Origin of the sequence: Modestobacter muralis, assembly GCF_010682105.1 — a bacterium.
Lineage (GTDB): Bacteria > Actinomycetota > Actinomycetes > Mycobacteriales > Geodermatophilaceae > Modestobacter > Modestobacter muralis.
Window position 1 is genome coordinate 22612 of record NZ_JAAGWH010000027.1, and the last position, 16146, is coordinate 38757.

Sequence of the window (16146 nt, forward strand, 5' to 3'; positions counted from 1 at the left end):
CGGGGGTGGTGCTCAGCGCAGCGGCGCGTGCGGGTCGGCCACGACGACCTTGCCGTTGCGCACGGTCGGCAGGTCGTGCTGACGCTGGCCGGGGGCCTCGCGGCGGGCCAGGTCGGGCAGGTCGTGCAGCGTCTCCAGGGTCTTCTCCGGCTTCTTGATCTTCTTGACCTGGAGGTAGCCGATGAGGGCCACGACGACGGCCAGCACGACCAGCAGGCCGAAGACGATCAGGAAGGCGGCCCAGCGGGGGAGCCATTCCGCCAGCAGCTCGGCCACGAAGAAGAAGAAGAAGAAGGCGGCGAAGGCGAGCATCACGCCGGCCGCGGCGAAGGCAGCCGCGCCGATGCCGCCGCGCTTGGCCGAGGTGGTCAGCTCGGTCTTGGCGAGTTCGATCTCCGCGCGGATGAGCGTGGACACGTCGGCTGCCGCGCTCTTGGCGAGCGTGCCGACCGAGGGCTCGGCCGGGCCCGTGGGCCGACCCGCCAGTTGGGTCGTCGAGACACTGTGGGCCACGGGTGGCTCCTCTCTGATCTGCGCCGGGTCCGACGCGTTCCTCCGGTGATCGTGCCGCATGATCGCCGCAGCCGCCGGACCGGATCACCCGCTCGTGGCGCATCTCGCGTTCACCGGGTCAGCTGACGTCGCACCGGCACCCGCAGTCGTCCACGTGCGGGACGGCGTTCTGCCGCGCCGACAGGGCTGCCGACGGGAACAGCAGGTCGTCACAGCCAGGTGGGCAGGTGCACGTCGGCGCCCAGACTCCGGGGAAGCCGCGTCGCGCCCGCTCCTCGGTCCAGCGCCGGCGCTCGGCGGCGCGTGCTGCCCAGGCGGCGTCCTGGCGAGAGCGCGCCCTGGCCTCCGGCCCGTCACCCGGCTGCGGGGGCTGGTGGTCCGCAGGTGTGCCGAGATCGGCCCGGAGGCGGTCTCGGGCTCCGCGGTCGCGGTCGTAGGTGTACCAGGGGCGCGTCCGGCTGTACCGCTCGCTGCCGTGCCACCAGTCCTGGTCGCCGTGGCGGGTGTCCAGGTGGGCCGGGAAGTGGCGCCCGCCGCGGTCCCGTACGGCGTCGGTGGCCATGCCGGTCACCTCCTGCCCGTCACCGTCCACGAGGGCGATCCGGAGGTCGGCGAGCTCGGCTGCTCGTATCAGCGCCGTCACCGGCAGGTCCCGCCGGCCGGTCTCCACCTGGGCCACGGTGGTGGGACTCAGGCCGAGGCGCCGGGCCAGCTCCCGTTGGGAGAGGTCGGCTGCGCGGCGGACACGTCGGAGCAGCGCGCCCACCAGCGCTGCACCGTCAGGCTTCTGCTCGGCCACGAGCAGATCCTGCTGTCCCGCCACCCCGGGCCGGGCGTCCCGGTCCGTCCCTGTGGACAGGGGAGCCACTCGGGACGTGGGTCCCCCGACGGATGTGTGTCCCCGGACGCTTGTGCTCTGCTCCCTGGGAGGGAGCAGAGCACAAGCGTCGCCACGTGCAGGTGCCGCGCGGTCGGCCGGGGCCCTCGTCAGTCCTCGCTGGAGGTGGCGGGGAGCTTGGCGCTGATCAGGTCCATCACCGAGGAGTCGGTCAGCGTCGAGACGTCACCGAGCTCCCGGTTCTCCGCGATGTCGCGCAGCAGCCGGCGCATGATCTTGCCCGAACGGGTCTTGGGCAGCTCGGCCACGACCATGATCTGTCGTGGGCTGGCGATCGGGCCGATCTCCTTGCGGACGTGCTGGCGCAGCACCTTCACCAGGTCCTCGCCGGAGTCGACGGCGTCCCCGCGCAGGATGACGAACGCGACGATGCCCTGGCCGGTGGTCGGGTCGGTGGCGCCCACCACCGCCGCCTCGGCGACGGTCGGGTGGCTGACCAGCGCCGACTCGACCTCGGTGGTCGAGATCCGGTGCCCGGAGACGTTCATGACGTCGTCGACCCGGCCGAGCAGCCAGATGTCGCCGTCCTCGTCGAGCTTGGCGCCGTCGCCGGCGAAGTAGACGCCCTCGCCGTACCGGCTCCAGTAGGTGTCCTTGTACCGCTCGTCGTCGCCCCAGACGGTGCGCAGCATCGCCGGCCACGGCTCGGTCAGCACCAGGTAGCCGGTGGCGCCGGGCTCGATCGGGTTGCCCTCCTCGTCGACCACCGCCGCGCCGATCCCGGGGAACGCCCGCTGCGCCGAACCGGGCTTGAGCGAGGTCGCGCCGGGCAGCGGGGTGATCATGTGGCCACCGGTCTCGGTCTGCCACCAGGTGTCCACGATCGGGCAGCGGCCGCCGCCGATGTTCTCGTGGTACCAGAGCCACGCCTCGGGGTTGATCGGCTCACCCACCGAGCCCAGCAGCCGCAGCGAGGACAGGTCGGCCGCGGCCGGGACCTCCGCGCCCCACTTCATGAACGTGCGGATCGTGGTGGGCGCCGTGTACAGGATCGTCACGCCGTACTCCTGGACGATGTCCCACCAGCGGCCCTGGTGCGGGGTGTCCGGCGTCCCCTCGTACATCACCGACGTCGTCCGGTTGGCCAGCGGGCCGTAGACGATGTAGCTGTGGCCGGTGACCCAGCCGACGTCGGCGGCGGTCCAGAAGACGTCGGTGTCGGGCTTGAGGTCGAACGTCGCCCAGTGCGTGTAGGCGATCTGGGTCAGGTAGCCGCCCGTGGTGTGCAGGATGCCCTTGGGCTTCGCCGTCGTCCCGGACGTGTACATGATGTAGAGCGGGTGCTCGGCGTCGAAGGCCTGCGCCTCGTGCTCGGTCGACTGGCTCGCGACCAGCTCGTGCCACCAGACGTCGCGGCCCTCGGTCCACTCGACGTCGGTCTCGGTGCGCTTCACCACGAGGACGCTCCGCACGCCCTCGACCTTGGTCAGCGCCTCGTCGACGTTGGGCTTGAGCGCGCTCGGTGCCCCGCGCCGGTAGCCGCCGTCCGCGGTGATGACGACCTCGGCGTCGGCGTCGGAGATCCGGCTGGCCAGCGCCTCGGGGGAGAAGCCACCGAAGACGACCATGTGGACCGCGCCGATGCGGGCGCAGGCCAGCATCGCGAACACCGTCTCCGGGATCATCGGCATGTAGATGGCGACCCGGTCACCGGCGGTCACGCCGAGTGAGGTGAGGGCGTTGGCCGTGCGGCACACCTCGTCCTTGAGCTGGGCGTAGGTGATCGTGCGGGTGTCACCGGGCTCGCCGATCCAGTGGTAGGCGACCTTCTCGCCGTGGCCGGCGTCGACGTGCCGGTCGACGCAGTTGACCGCGACGTTGAGCTTCCCGCCGACGAACCACTTCGCGAACGGCGGGTTGCTCCAGTCCAGGACCTCGGTCCAGGGCTCGGCCCAGTCCAGCCGGGCGGCTGCCTCGGCCCAGAAGCCCAGTCGGTCGGCGGCGGCCCGCTCGTAGACCTCCGGGCCGACGTTCGCCGTCGCGGCGAAGTCGGTCGGGGGCGGGAAGCCCCCGGCCGGCACGCGGCTGGACAGGCTCTGCTCGCTGGACGGGCTCTGCTCGCTGGACGGGGTCTGCTCGTCGGTCGTCTCGCTCACGCGCACCTCCGGGTCCGGGCGCCACCTCACGGTCCGGGCGGCGCTGCCTCGGGGACAACCTATGGCCCCCGTCACCCTCCCGTCAGGCCGGACCGCGCGGCGGTGGACGGCAGACTGTCGCAGTGACCACCGACGGGGCCCAGCGCACGGTCGTGGCCCGTCTCCGGGGCGCCGCCACCCTCGGCCTGCTGGCCCCGCCCGGCGCCCTCGCAGTCCCCGCCGTCCGGCTGGCCGACCCCGACTGGACGGCGCAGGTGCTCGGGGACCGGGCGCGGCGGCAGCGCACCACCGACCGCCGGGTCCTGGCGACGCTGTGGTGGTACTCGGCCTCCAGCGTGCTGCTGACCCCGGTGCTCGCCGGGCTGGTCACCGGCGTGCGGCTGTCGGCGCGGCTGGCCGACACCTCGGTCCACCTGCTGGCCGGGCACACCCCGATCGCGGCGACGGCCACGGCCGGCTCCGGGACCGACCTCGCCGACGAGCTGCGTGGCTCGGTGGCCGCGGTCGTGACCGCCGTCGCCGAGGCGGGCGGGATGCGGGAGCGGCCGCTGTGGGCGATCGCCACCGACTCGCTGGCCAACCGGCTGCTCGCGCTGGGCCGGGCGGTCGGCGACGTCGACGCGGTGACGGCGCTGGCCGGGCCGCTGGCCGCCGCGGTCGGCGAGCCGCTGCCCGCGCCCCGCTACGTCGACGTGTGCGGCACCCGGTTCACCCGCCGGGCCTCGTGCTGCCTGCTCGACCGGGTGCCGCACGAGGTGCGCTGCACCTCGTGCCCGCACCGGACGCCGTTCGAGCGCCAGGTGCTGCTGGAGGATTCAGCCACGGCCTCTGCGGTGCGGGTCCCGCTCACCACCGGGCGGTCCTGGGCCACCTGACCGTCCCGGGGCCCGGGGGTCAGGCCAGCCGGGGGTAGAAGTCCAGGAGCGTGGCGGCGAGGAGCTCGGGGCCTGACCGCGGTGACGTCGGCCGCGACCTGGGTCATCGTGTCGCGCGTGTACGAGCGCATCCGCCCGGTGCACGACCTCGCGCTGCACTCGATCATCGGCGGCGCGGACACCGCGTCGGCCCTGGCGCGCGAGCTGGGCATCACCGAGCAGGCCGTCGCCAAGACCGTCGCCTTCCTCGAGGCCGAGGGCTAGACGACGTCGTCGTAGTCGGGCAGGCCGCTGGTGTGCTGCAGCAGCTCGCGCACGGTGATCTCCCGGCCGTCACCGCCCGGCCCGCGCACCAGCCCGGGCAGGTACCGCTCGATCGGCTGGTCGAGGCCGATCCTGCGCTCGGCGACCAGCTGGAGCACCACGGTCGCGGTGAAGGTCTTGGTGTTGCTGGCCATCCGGATCCGGCCGTTGACCGGCGCGGGCCCACCGGTGGTCACGTCGCGGACCCCGGCGGCCAGGTCCCTGGTCCGGCCCCGCCCGTCGGTCACCGAGGCCAGGACGGCGGGGAAGCGTCCCTCGTTGACCAGGGAGTCGAGGTCGCGCTGCACGGAGGCGGTGGCCGCCGGGGCGTGCGACGGGGTCGCGGCGGCGGTCGCTGGGGCGAGCAGCCCGGTGCCGAGCAGGGCGGCCAGCGCGGCGCCGGAGGCCAGCAGTGAGCCCCGGCGGGGCCGACGGGCGGCCTGGAGGCGGGAGGGGAGTGCACGGGTACCGGTCACGGGCGGGAGCTCCTCGGGACGGAGGTGGTGTGCGGACTCCTCCAGCCTCGGTCCCGGCGCAGCTCCGGACGATCCCGCCAGCCCGACACCGGGGGTGGTGCAGGCTGCACCGCGGGCGCGGCTCAGGCCCCCAGCGAGACCACGTCGCCGACCACCCACACGGCCGGGGGCCGCACGCCCTCGTCGGTGATGGTCGCGGCGAGCCCGGTCAGCGTGGTGCGCAGCGTCCGCTGGGCCGGGGTGGCGCCGTCGGTGACGACGGCGACCGGGGTGTCGGCGGCCCGCCCGTGCTCGACCAGCGCCGCGGCGATGGCCGGTGCGGTGTCCACGCCCATCAGCACCACGATCGTCCCGCGCAGCCGGCCCAGGGCTGCCCAGTCGACCAGCGACGCCGGGTGGCCCGGGGGGACGTGGCCGGAGACGACGACGAACTCGTGGGTCATCCCGCGGTGGGTGACCGGGATGCCCGCCAGCTCCGGGACGCCGATCGCGCTGGTGACCCCGGGGACGACCTCGACCGGCACACCGGCGGCGACGCAGGCCTCGACCTCCTCGTAGCCACGGCCGAAGACGAACGAGTCGCCGCCCTTGAGCCGCACCACGCGCTTGCCGGCCAGGGCCCGGGAGACCAGCAGCTCGTTGATCTGCTCCTGGGCCATCGAGCGCCCGCGGGGCAGCTTCGAGGCGTCGATGACCTCGACGTCGGCCGGCAGCGAGGCCAGCAGCGCCTGCGGCGCGAGGTGGTCGGCGACGACGACGTCGGCGGTGGCCACCGCCTGCCGGCCGCGCACGGTGACCAGCCCGGGGTCGCCGGGCCCGCCGCCGACGAGGACGACGCTGCCGGGCGCCACCGACGCGGTGCGGGAGGCGCGGTCGGCGATCGAGCCGTCGGTCAGCCCGGTGAGCACCGCGTCGCGGACGCCGACGGCCCGCTGCGGGTCACCGCCGCCGTGCACGCCGACCACCAGGTCGCCCTGCCGGCCGACCGCGGGGGTCCAGGCGCTGGACAGCCCCCGGTCGTCGGCGCGGGCGCAGAACACCCGGTCGCGCTCGGCCTCGGCGGCGACGGCGGCGTTGACCGCGGGGTCGTCGGTGGCGGCCACGGCGTACCAGGCGCCGGCCAGGTCGCCCTCGGCCCAGCCACGCTGGTGCCAGGTGACCGACCCGGGGGCCACGAGCGCCTCCAAGGCCGGGGTGACCTCCGGGCTGACCACGGTGACCAGCGCCCGGGCCTCCAGCAGGCCGGCGACGCGGCGGTGGGCGACCTGGCCGCCGCCGACGACGACGACGCGCCGTCCGGCCAGGCGCAGGCCGACCGGGTAGACGGCGCCGGGGTCTGCGGGTGCGGTCATCAGCTCGTCTCGTCGGGGGTCGGGGCGGTGCCGGGCGGACGGGGGTGCGGATCGCGACGCTGCGGACCGGTCACCAGGATCTCAGCCAGGGCGGTGGCGAACGCACGGGAGGTGTCCGGGTCCCGGACCGCGACCCGCAGGTGGTCGGCCGACAGCCCCGGGAAGGTGTCCCCGCGGCGGACCGCCCAGCCCCGGTCCCGCAGCTGCGCACGCACCCGGGCGGCGCCCGGCACCCGCAGCAGCACGAACGACGCCCGCGGTGTTCCCACGACCTCGACGCCGGGCGGGAGGGCCGCCAGCAGGGCCGCCCGGTCCGCCTCCAGCGCCACGGCGGCGGCCTCGGCCTCGGCGCGGGCGGCGGGGGTGGTGCAGGCGACCAGGGCGGCGAGCGCGGGCGCGGAGACCGGCCAGTGCGGCTGCTGGGCGGCCAGCGCGGCGACCAGGTCGGCCGGGCCGAGGGCGTAGCCGACCCGCAACCCGGCCAGGCCCCAGGTCTTGGTCAGGCTCCGCACCACGAGCAGCCCGGGCAGGTCGGTGCGGCCGGCCAGCGACTCCGGCTCACCGGGCGCGGTGTCGGCGAAGGCCTCGTCCACGACCAGCACCCGGCCGGGCCGGGCCAGCGCCGCGACGTCGGCAGCAGCGTGCAGCACCGACGTGGGGTTGGTCGGGTTGCCCAGCACCACCAGGTCGGCGTCGGTGGGGACGTCGCCGAGCCGGTAGGACGGCGGGGCCAGCAGCACCCGCTCGACGGCGTGGCCGGCGGCGCGCAGCGCGGCCTCGGGCTCGGTGAAGGACGGGTGCACGACGACCGCCCGGCGCGGGCGGAGCGCCCGGGCCAGCAGGGTGAACGTCTCCGCGGCGCCGGCGGTCAGCAGCACCTCGGCCTCGGGGCGGCCGTGCGCGGCGGCGACCGCGGCGCGGGCCGCCCGGGGGTCGGGGTAGGCCGCGCTCGCGTCGACGGCGTCGTGCAGCACGGTGCGCAGCCAGGCCGGCGGGGTGCCCGCCCGCACGTTGACGGCCAGGTCGACCAGGCCCTCGGTCGCCTCGACGTCGCCGTGGTGCCGGAGGTCGACGTCGTGGTCCCGGTCAGTGTCGGGGTGGTCCGGGTCGGCGTCCGGGTGGTCCGGGTCGGCGTCCAGATGGGGCTGGTCGGCGTCCTCGGCGACGGCGACGGTCACCCGGCCGTGCACCGTCTTGGCGACCAGCAGCCGGCCGCCGGTGAGCAGCGCGGCCGCCTCGGCGACCGAGGCGGTGCCGACCGCGGCCGCGACCCGGTCCGACGGCGTGGGCACCGGGACGGTGACCAGCGCGGCGGCGGGGTGCCCGCTGAGCGGCCAGCCCCGGCTCGCCGCCGCCTCCCGCAGCCCCGGCTCGGCCGCCCGGGTGTCGAGGGTGGCCAGCCGGACCGGCCCGGACCTGGGCGGCAGCACGGCGTCGACGGCGGCGAGCACCTCCTCGGCGCGCACCCCGGTGCGCGCGCCGACGCCCACGACGATCAGGTCCGCACCCCCGGCCGGTCGGGCAGCGCGGCGACCAGCGCGTCCGCGTCGCGGGGGAGGGCGCCGTCGGGGAGGAGCCCGAGTGTCTGCAGCCGGGCGCCGACGGTGAGCGCCCACGGCCGGTCCAGCCGGGCCCGGGCGAGCAGGGCGTCGTCGCCCAGGACGACGTCCGGAGCGCCCTGCACCACGCCGCCGTCGACGACCACGGCGACCTCGTCGGCCCAGCGCAGCGCCAGGTCGACGTCGTGGGTGCTCATCACCACGGTGGAGTCGGCCTGCTGCAGCCGGTGCAGCGCCGCCAGCGCCTCGCCGACCGCGGTCGGGTCGAGCCCGGCGGTCGGTTCGTCGAGCAGCAGCACGCAGGGCCGCATGGCCACCGCGCCGGCGATGGCGACCCGCTTGCGCTCGCCGTAGGACAGCTGGTGGGTGGGGCGCCCGGCCAGGTGGGTGACGGCGAGGAGGTCGAGCGCCTCGGCGACCCGGGCGCGCACCTCGTCCTCGGTCAGGCCGAGGTTCATCGGGCCGAAGGAGACGTCCTGGGCGACGGAGGCGCTGAACAGCTGGTCGTCGGGGTCCTGGAGCACCAGCTGCACCTCCTGCCGGTGCGCCCGCAGGCCCGCACGGGTGTGCCGCAGCTCGGCACCGTCGAGGGTGACCCGGCCGCGGGTGGGCTCCAGGGCGCCGGACAGGCAGCGCAGCAGCGTCGTCTTGCCCGAGCCGTTGGCGCCCAGCAGCGCCAGCCGGCGTCCGGCGGGCACGGTGAGCGTGGCGCCGTCCAGCACCCGCGCACCGCGCTCGTACCCGGCGACCAGCGACTCGGCGGCGAGGGGCAGGTGGCTCACGCCACCACGCTCACTGCGGCCAGGGCGGCCAGCCCGGCGACCGTGCCGGCCACGAACCGGCGGGACGACGGCAGCGCCTCGGGCAGCACCCGCAGCCCGGCCTCCATGCCGCGGCCGGCCAGCCCGTCCTGCAGCCGGCGGGCCCGGTCCCAGGAACGGGTCAGCACCGCGGCGGCCAGCATCCCCGAGGAGCGGTAGGAGGCGCGGACGCCGGAGTGCCCCATCCGCGCGGTCTGCGCCTCGCGGATGGTCGACAGGCTGGTGAGCAGCACGAACAGCATCCGGTAGGTCACCGACGCCACCTCGATCACCGCAGCCGGCACCCGCAACCGGGCCAGCGCGGGCAGCAGGTCCGACATCGGGGTGGTGGTGGCCAGCAGCAGGACGGCGGCGCTGCCGGCGACCGCGTGGCCGACCAGCCCGCCGGCCCGGGCGGCGGCGTCCGGCGCCCAGCCGAAGCCGCCGGAGCCGACCTGGACCACCGTGGTGAGCGCGCCGAGGGCGATGAACGCCAGCGGCACCCGCACCGCGCGACCGAAGGTGCGCGCCGGCACCCGCGCCGGGCCGAGCGCCAGGACGACGGCGGTCAGCCCGACCAGCAGACTGCCCGGCCAGACGGGGAGCAGCAGCGCGCAGAGCACCAGGCCGACCGACAGCAGCAGCTTGTCGGCGGGGGAGCGCAGCCGCCAGGCACTGACCCAGGCGGCGTCGTCGACGGCCAGCCCGGTCACGTCTCCACCGGCGGGGGAGCGGGGGTGCGCTCGGCCAGCCGGCGGCCGCGCAGCCGGCCCAACACATAGCCCAGCACCACGCCGCCGACGCCGGCCTGCAGCGCGAACAGCCCGGACTCGACCTCGCTGGACCCGGGGGAGAACACCGACTCGAACCACGGCTGGTAGTCCGGCCGGGACTCCTCGATCAGCTCGGTGGCCTGGCTGTCGGTGCCGGCGTACTCGCTGTCGCCGCCGGCCAGCAGCGGGACGGCGAACAGCGCGACCACCGCGAGCACCAGCAGCACGGTGACCAGGTGCCGCCTCACGGCTCGGCCCGCTCGGGATCGGGGCGCAGGACGCCGAGCCGCACGAGCTCGGGGCGGGCGTTGACCGTGAGCACCCGGAACAGCAGGACGCCGAGCAGCCCCTCACCGATCGCCAGCGGTACCTGGGTGACCGCGAAGACGCCGAGGAACTTCGCCGCCGCGCCGAGGAACCCGCTCTCGGCGTCGGGGAAGGCCAGCGCCAGCTGCAGCGCCGTCGTGACGTAGGTGGCCAGGTCCGACAGCGCCATGGCGCCGAACACCGCGGGCAGCAGCCCGCCGCCGCAGCGCTTCACCAGCCGGTAGGCGCCGTAGCCGACCCACGGGCCGACGACGGCCATGGAGAAGGCGTTGGCGCCGAGCGTGGTGAGGCCGCCGTGGGCCAGCAGCAGCGCCTGGAACAGCAGCACGATCGTGCCCAGCAGGGCCATCACCGGTGGCCGGAACAGCACCGCGCCCAGCCCGGTGCCGGTGGGGTGGCTGGAGCTGCCGGTGACGGAGGGCAGCTTGATCGCGCTCAGCACGAAGGTGAACGCGCCGGCCGCGCCCAGCAGCAGCGTCGACTCGGGGTGCTCGCGCACCTCCTTGACCACGCAGCGGGCGCCGTGGACGACGAACGGGGCGGCGACGAGCGTCCAGCCCAGCGCGTGCGGGGCGGGCAGGAACCCCTCAGCGATGTGCACTCGGCACCTCCACCCGGGCGGCCGCGGCGACGAAGCGGGAGGCCATCGTCGGGGACCCGGCCCAGTTCAGGTGCAGGTAGCTGGCGTGCACGTTGGCCGTGACGAACCCCTCCGGGCCGTCGGCGTTCCACTGCCAGGCCGGGGTCGCGCCCGCGGCGGGGCCCGCGGTGGTGCGGTGGAACTCGTGCCCGCGCACCCGGGTGCCGGCCGGGGCGAGCACGCTGTCGGTGAGCGCGACCGCCGAGCGGTAGCCCAGCGTCAGCTTCGGGTGCATCGCCGTCGTGGTGGGCAGCACGCCGCACATCGGCTCGCCGTCCAGCTCCTGGGACAGGTAGAGCAGCCCGGCGCACTCGGCGGCGATGGGGCCACCGGCGGCGGCCAGCGCGGCGATCGCCGTCCGCAGCCCGACGTTGGCGGCCAGCGCGCTGGCGTGCACCTCGGGGAAGCCGCCGCCGACGACCAGTGCGCGGGTGCCGGGTGGCAGGGCGTCGTCCCGGAGCGGGTCGACGGTGACCACGTCGGCGCCGGCTGCGGCGAGCAGCTCGGCTGTCTCCGCGTAGCCGAAGGTGAACGCCGGCCCACCGGCGACGGCGACGACCGGGCGGCTCTCGACGCGCGTCACCTCGGCGGCCGGGTCCCAGGGCTCGCCGGCCAGGTCGGGGGCGGTGCGGGCCAGCCGCAGGAGGGCGTCCAGGTCGATGCTCGACTCGACCACCGCGCCCAGGGCCCGCACCGTGCGCACCGCCTCCGCCGACCGCTCGGCCGCCGGGACCAGCCCGAGGTGCCGGGACGGCGTCTGCAGCTCCGCGATCCGGCGGACCGCACCCAGCACCGGGACGCCGGCCGACCCGAGTGCCTCGCGCAGGATCGCCTCGTGCCGGTCGCTGCCGACCCGGTTGAGGACGACGCCGCCGATCCGCACCGTCGGGTCGAAGGTGGCGAACCCGTGCACGAGGGCGGCGACGCTGCGGGCCTGCGAGGCGGCGTCGACGACCAGCACGACCGGGGCCTGCAGGTGGGTCGCGATCTGCGCGGTGGAGCCGTAGCCGGGCTCGACGCTGGCGTGCGCGGCACCGTCGAACAGGCCCATCACGCCCTCGACGACCGCGACGTCCGCGCCGCGGGCGCCGTGCAGGAACAGCGGGGTGATCCGGTGGTCGCCGACCAGCCACTTGTCCAGGTTGCGGCCCGGGCGCCCGGCGGCCAGGCCGTGGTAGCCGGGGTCGATGTAGTCCGGGCCGACCTTGTGCGGGCTCACGGTCAGCCCGCGGTTGGTCAGCGCCGCGATCAACCCGGTGGTGATCGACGTCTTGCCGGCGTTCGACGACGGCGCCGCCACCACGATCCGCGGGACGTTCACCGGGCCACTCCCAGAGGGGCCATGTTGGCGAACATGGCCGGTCGGGGGGTGACGTGCGGCGCCGGGGAAAGGCCCATGTTCGCCGACATGGCCGGGGGAGGGGTCACCACTCGATCCCCCGCTGGCCCTTCTGGCCGGCGTCCATCGGGTGCTTGACCTTGGTCATCTCCACGACCAGGTCGGCGGCCTCGATCAGCGCCGGGTGGGCGTCGCGCCCGGTGATGACGACGTGCTGGTTGCCCGGCCGGTTCTTGAGGGTCTCGACCACGTCCTCGATGTCCACCCAGCCCCACTTCATCGGGTAGGTGAACTCGTCGAGCACGTAGAAGCGGTGCGCCTCGGCGGCCAGGTCGCGCTTGATCTGCGCCCAGCCCTCGGCGGCGTCGGCGGCGTGGTCGGTCTCGTCGCCGGACTTGCGCGACCACGACCAGCCCGAGCCCATCTTGTGCCAGACGACCGGGCCGCCCTCGCCGGTCTCCTCGTGCACCCGGCCCAGGACGGCGAGCACGTTCTCCTCGCCGACCTTCCACTTGGCGCTCTTGACGAACTGGTAGACCGCGATCGACCAGCCCTGGTTCCAGGCGCGGAGGGCCATGCCGAACGCCGCGGTGGACTTGCCCTTCATCTCCCCGGTGTGCACCGCCAGCAGCGGCCGGTTCCGGCGCTGGCGGGTGGTCAGCCCGTCGACCGGGACCGCGGTCACCTGTCCCTGGGGCACTGGTCCTCCTCGCTGGCGCTCGTCGGAACACTGCCTGGCGCTGGGCTCATCGGTGAGCTCGCACGCTCGCTCACTAGGCCGCCTCTCGGACGGTGGCGACCAGCTGCTCGGCGCCCAGCTGCTCCAGCCGCATCGTCTGCGCGCCGAGCACCGCGCCCAGCGTCGCGGCCAGGCCCAGCCGCACCGGCCCGGACTCGCAGTCGACGACGACGCTGGCCACCCCGGTCGAGGCCAGCAGCGCGGCTGCGCGCCGGGACTCGCCGAGGGAGTCGGTGCCGCGCGCGCCGGTGGCCCGGCCGTCGGTGACCAGGACGACGAGCGGCCGGCGCTGGGGGTCGCGGACCCGCTCCAGCCGCAGCGTCTCGTGCGCCCGCAGCAGCCCGGCCGCCAGCGGGGTGCGCCCGCCGGTGGGCAGGCTGGTGAGCCGGGCGGCCGCCGCCTCCACCGACCAGGTCGGGGGCAGGGTCAGCTCGGCCTCGCCGCCGCGGAAGGTGATCAGCCCGACCTTGTCCCGTCGCTGGTAGGCGTCCATCAGCAGGGAGAGGACGGCGCCCTTGACCGCGGCCATCCGCGAGCGGGCGCCCATCGAGCCGCTGGCGTCGACGACGAACAGCACGAGGTTGCCCTCGCGGCCCTCGAGCGTTGCCTGGCGCAGGTCGGTGCGCTCGACCAGCAGCCCGGTGCCGCTGCGGCCGCGGGCCCGCTGGTGCGGGGCGGCGGCCAGCACGGTGTCGACCAGGTGCAGCTTGGTGACCGCGTGCTCGGGACGCCGGGAGCCGACCACCCGCCCGCGCTCGCTGCGCGCCTTGGACCGCCGGCCCGACGCGCCCGCGCCGATGCCGGGCACCTCGAGCCGCTGTACGCGGAACGGTGCGTCCGGGGCGACGGCGGCCTGCTCCGGCGCGGGTGCGGCGTCGGTGTGCCCGCCGCCCTCACCCCGCGGCGCGGTTGTCGGCCCGTCGTCCCCAGGCATTGGTTCCTTTCCCTGCGTATCCGGCTCAGATCCACCGGTATTGGTTCCTTTGCCTGGGTCGCCGGACGGCGGAGGGGTGCCGCCGCCGTCGCCGTCGGGGCCGCCGTCGGTGGGGTCGGTGCCCTCGGGCGGGGTCGGGTCGTCGTCCGGCGGGGAGTCCTCGGGGCGGGAGTCGGCCAGTGCCTGCTCCAGCGTCTCCTCGTCCAGACCGGGGGCGTCGAAGGGGTTGCGCCGGCGGCGGTGCGGCAGCGCCAGGCGGGCGGCGGTGCGGACGTCGTCCTCGGTGACGTCGGTGCGCCCGGACCACGCGGCGTGCGCGATGGCGGCGCGGGCGGTGACGAGATCGGCGCGCAGGCCGTCGACGTCGAAGGCGGCGCAGACGCTGGTGACCTGGCGCAGCGCGGCATCGCTGAGCACCACGCGGGGGAGCAGGGCGCGGGCGGTGGCGATCTGGACGGCGAGCTCGGTCTCCGACTCCGCCCAGGCGGCGGCGAAGGCGGCCGGGTCGGCGTCGTAGCCGAACCGGCGGCGGACGACCTCGGCGCGCAGGTCGGGGTCCCGCGGTGCGGCGACCTCGACGGTGAGCCCGAACCGGTCGAGCAGCTGCGGGCGCAGCTCGCCCTCCTCGGGGTTCATGGTGCCCACCAGTAGGAACCGGGCGGCGTGCCGCACCGAGACGCCCTCGCGCTCGACGTAGGCCCGGCCGAGTGCGGCGGCGTCGAGCAGCAGGTCGACCAGGTGGTCGTGGAGCAGGTTGACCTCGTCGACGTAGAGCACGCCGCGGTTGGCGCCGGCCAGCAGCCCGGGCTCGAAGCTCTTCACGCCCTCGGTGAGCGCGCGCTCGAGGTCCAGCGAGCCGACCAGGCGGTCCTCCGACGCCCCGACCGGCAGCTCGACCAGCCGCGCCGGCCGGGTGACCGCCGGGGAGTCGGACGGGTGCGGGCCGTCGGGGCACTCGGCGTCGGGGGCGGCGGGGTCGCAGGCGAAGCGGCAGCCGGCGACGACGTCCACCGGTGGCAGGACGGCGGCCAGGGCGCGGACCGTCGTCGACTTCGCCGTCCCCTTCTCACCGCGCACCAGCACGCCGCCCACGGCGGGGGAGACGGCGTTGAGCAGCAGGGCCAGGCGCAGGTCGTCCATGCCGACGACGGCACCGAAGGGGTAGGTCAAGAGAGCACAGGTCCTCTCCCCGGGTGTCCACGCCCGGAGGTGGCAGGAGGCGACGGCGGGAGTTCCTGACTCACCGGCTCGGGAGCCGGCTCACAGTGGCGGGACCGCGCCGGAGTTCCACCGGGCTTCCTCCACTGCCGTCGCAGATCGCGTCCATCAGACCATGGCGACACGGCGCAGGACAGGGGCGGGATCTCTTGACGAAGTGGAAAGTCATGCGCCACTCTTTCCGACATGGAAAGCAACAGGCTCGACCGGGACGACGCCGCGGCCCAGCTCGCCGTCCTGCAGGCCGACCGCGCGGCGCTGGCCGACCGCTCGATGCAGCCGTGGTGGTACGACGCGCTGCTCGGCTCGTGCGTCTTCGTCCTGCTGGGGGCCCAGGCGTTCGACGACCCGGTCGTCACGGTCGTCGGCTGTCTGCTCGGGGTCGCCGGGCTGAGCTGGCTGGTCAGGACCTACCAGCGGCTCACCGGCACCTGGGTGAGCGGGTTCCGCAAGGGGCGGACGCGGAAGGCGATCGCCGTGTGGCTGGTCCTGTACGTGCTCGTCGTCGTCCCGGCGTTCGTGCTGCACCTCGGGTACGGGCAGCACTGGGTGATGGCCGTCGCGGGCGCGGTGCTGGGCATCGCGCTGGCGTTCATCAGCCGGTGGTGGTCCCGGATCCACGTCGCCGAGCTGCGGGGCGCCCTGTGACCGGGGGCCTGTCCGGCGGCGCGGACGACGGGGTGGTGGTGGACCGGGACGCGGCGGCCGCCCAGCTCGCCGGACTGCAGGCCGACCGCGCCCGGCTCGCCGACCGGCTCGTGCAGCCCTGGTGGTGGGACGCGTCCCTGGGGCTGGGGCTGTTCGCGCTCCTGGCCAGCTACTCGTTCCACGACACCCGGGTGACCCTCGCGGTGCTCGTCGTCGTCCTCGCCGGGTTCGGCGCACTGATGGCGGCCTACAAGAGGCTGAGCGGCACCTGGTGGGACGCCCGGAGGGTCGGACCGGTCCAGGAGCGGGTCCGCCGGATGATGCGCTGGTGGCTGGCCGGCTACCTGACCCTGCTGGCGCTGGGCTGCGCGGCGGAGTACCTGCTCGACCTGCGCGGGACGATGGTCGTGGTGGGCGCCGTCCTCGGCACCATGGCCGGCCTGCTGTCCCGCCACGTCACCCGGCTCTACGTCGCCGGGCTGCGGGCTGGTCTGTGACCGCCGTCCAGCCGCGCTTCGACGCGGTCGTCCACGCCCCGCCCCGGCTGCAGATCTGCGGGCTGCTCGCCGCCGTCGACACCATGGACTTCGCCGCCGTCCGGGACACCATCGGGGTCAGCGACTCGGTGCTGTCCAAGCACGTCAAGCAGCTCGAGG

17 protein-coding genes and 1 riboswitch are annotated in these 16146 nt (G+C 75.5%); of the genes, 4 read left to right on the forward strand and 13 right to left on the reverse strand.

What is annotated here, in order from left to right; translation table 11 throughout:
* Nucleotides 1-12 precede the first annotated feature (12 nt).
* The 3 genes from GCU67_RS10505 to acs all read right to left on the reverse strand — a co-directional run bounded on the left by GCU67_RS10505 (nt 13) and on the right by acs (nt 3507).
* A complete protein-coding gene (locus GCU67_RS10505; protein ID WP_338104919.1) occupies nt 13-513 on the reverse strand; it encodes a phage holin family protein in 501 nt (166 codons plus the stop codon).
* A gap of 118 nt (nt 514-631) precedes the next feature.
* Nucleotides 632-1312 carry a helix-turn-helix domain-containing protein gene (locus GCU67_RS10510; protein WP_163611173.1) on the reverse strand — a complete coding sequence of 227 codons (681 nt, stop codon included), beginning with the start codon at nt 1310-1312 and terminating at the stop codon, nt 632-634.
* 188 nt (nt 1313-1500) lie between these two features.
* Nucleotides 1501-3507: an acetate--CoA ligase gene (gene acs / locus GCU67_RS10515; RefSeq protein WP_163611174.1), complete on the reverse strand. Its 2007-nt coding sequence runs from the start codon at nt 3505-3507 to the stop codon at nt 1501-1503.
* A gap of 122 nt (nt 3508-3629) precedes the next feature.
* On the opposite strand from acs, the gene GCU67_RS10520 reads away from it, so the two are divergent.
* Nucleotides 3630-4382 carry a (2Fe-2S)-binding protein gene (locus GCU67_RS10520; RefSeq protein WP_163611175.1) on the forward strand — a complete coding sequence of 251 codons (753 nt, stop codon included), beginning with the start codon at nt 3630-3632 and terminating at the stop codon, nt 4380-4382.
* A gap of 117 nt (nt 4383-4499) precedes the next feature.
* Entirely contained in the window at nt 4500-4646 is a 147-nt protein-coding gene (locus GCU67_RS10525; protein WP_163611176.1) for a hypothetical protein, read from the forward strand.
* Here the strand turns inward: GCU67_RS10525 and GCU67_RS21855 are convergent.
* From GCU67_RS21855 to GCU67_RS10575, 10 genes are all read right to left on the reverse strand, one after another.
* Nucleotides 4643-5161 carry a serine hydrolase domain-containing protein gene (locus GCU67_RS21855; protein WP_211661138.1) on the reverse strand — a complete coding sequence of 173 codons (519 nt, stop codon included), beginning with the start codon at nt 5159-5161 and terminating at the stop codon, nt 4643-4645. The two genes, GCU67_RS10525 and GCU67_RS21855, sit on opposite strands and share 4 nt — an antisense overlap.
* 122 nt (nt 5162-5283) lie before the next feature.
* Nucleotides 5284-6513 (reverse strand): uroporphyrinogen-III C-methyltransferase, encoded by a 1230-nt coding sequence (gene cobA / locus GCU67_RS10535; protein WP_163611177.1) that lies wholly within the window; start codon nt 6511-6513, stop codon nt 5284-5286.
* Nucleotides 6513-8003 carry an Rv2231c family histidinol phosphate aminotransferase CobC gene (gene cobC / locus GCU67_RS10540; RefSeq protein ID WP_338104920.1) on the reverse strand — a complete coding sequence of 497 codons (1491 nt, stop codon included), beginning with the start codon at nt 8001-8003 and terminating at the stop codon, nt 6513-6515. Before cobC ends, cobA begins: the two co-directional genes overlap by 1 nt.
* 5 nt (nt 8004-8008) lie before the next feature.
* A complete protein-coding gene (locus tag GCU67_RS10545; RefSeq protein ID WP_163611178.1) occupies nt 8009-8854 on the reverse strand; it encodes an ATP-binding cassette domain-containing protein in 846 nt (281 codons plus the stop codon).
* Nucleotides 8851-9585, reverse strand: coding sequence for a cobalt ECF transporter T component CbiQ (gene cbiQ, locus GCU67_RS10550; protein WP_163611179.1), 735 nt, complete (start codon nt 9583-9585; stop codon nt 8851-8853). Before cbiQ ends, GCU67_RS10545 begins: the two co-directional genes overlap by 4 nt.
* Nucleotides 9582-9893 carry an energy-coupling factor ABC transporter substrate-binding protein gene (locus GCU67_RS10555; RefSeq protein WP_163611180.1) on the reverse strand — a complete coding sequence of 104 codons (312 nt, stop codon included), beginning with the start codon at nt 9891-9893 and terminating at the stop codon, nt 9582-9584. The genes cbiQ and GCU67_RS10555 overlap by 4 nt, the downstream gene beginning before the upstream one ends.
* Nucleotides 9890-10573 (reverse strand): energy-coupling factor ABC transporter permease, encoded by a 684-nt coding sequence (locus GCU67_RS10560; RefSeq protein WP_163611181.1) that lies wholly within the window; start codon nt 10571-10573, stop codon nt 9890-9892. The genes GCU67_RS10555 and GCU67_RS10560 overlap by 4 nt, the downstream gene beginning before the upstream one ends.
* Nucleotides 10560-11933: a cobyrinic acid a,c-diamide synthase CobB gene (locus tag GCU67_RS10565; RefSeq protein WP_163611182.1), complete on the reverse strand. Its 1374-nt coding sequence runs from the start codon at nt 11931-11933 to the stop codon at nt 10560-10562. Before GCU67_RS10565 ends, GCU67_RS10560 begins: the two co-directional genes overlap by 14 nt.
* 103 nt (nt 11934-12036) lie before the next feature.
* The gene (cobO, locus tag GCU67_RS10570) at nt 12037-12651 is read right to left on the reverse strand and encodes a cob(I)yrinic acid a,c-diamide adenosyltransferase (protein WP_163611183.1); all 615 of its coding nucleotides are present in this window, start codon (nt 12649-12651) and stop codon (nt 12037-12039) included.
* 73 nt (nt 12652-12724) lie between these two features.
* On the reverse strand, nt 12725-14794 hold the full coding sequence (locus tag GCU67_RS10575) for a putative cobaltochelatase (protein WP_163611184.1): 2070 nt from the start codon (nt 14792-14794) through the stop codon (nt 12725-12727).
* Between the two features lie 37 nt (nt 14795-14831).
* Nucleotides 14832-14975, reverse strand: a riboswitch (cobalamin riboswitch).
* Nucleotides 14976-15028: 53 nt separating this feature from the next.
* On the opposite strand from GCU67_RS10575, the gene GCU67_RS10580 reads away from it, so the two are divergent.
* Nucleotides 15029-15490 (forward strand): hypothetical protein, encoded by a 462-nt coding sequence (locus GCU67_RS10580; RefSeq protein ID WP_163611185.1) that lies wholly within the window; start codon nt 15029-15031, stop codon nt 15488-15490.
* Nucleotides 15487-15987, forward strand: coding sequence for a hypothetical protein (locus tag GCU67_RS10585; RefSeq protein WP_163611186.1), 501 nt, complete (start codon nt 15487-15489; stop codon nt 15985-15987). The genes GCU67_RS10580 and GCU67_RS10585 overlap by 4 nt, the downstream gene beginning before the upstream one ends.
* Nucleotides 15988-16146 lie beyond the last annotated feature (159 nt).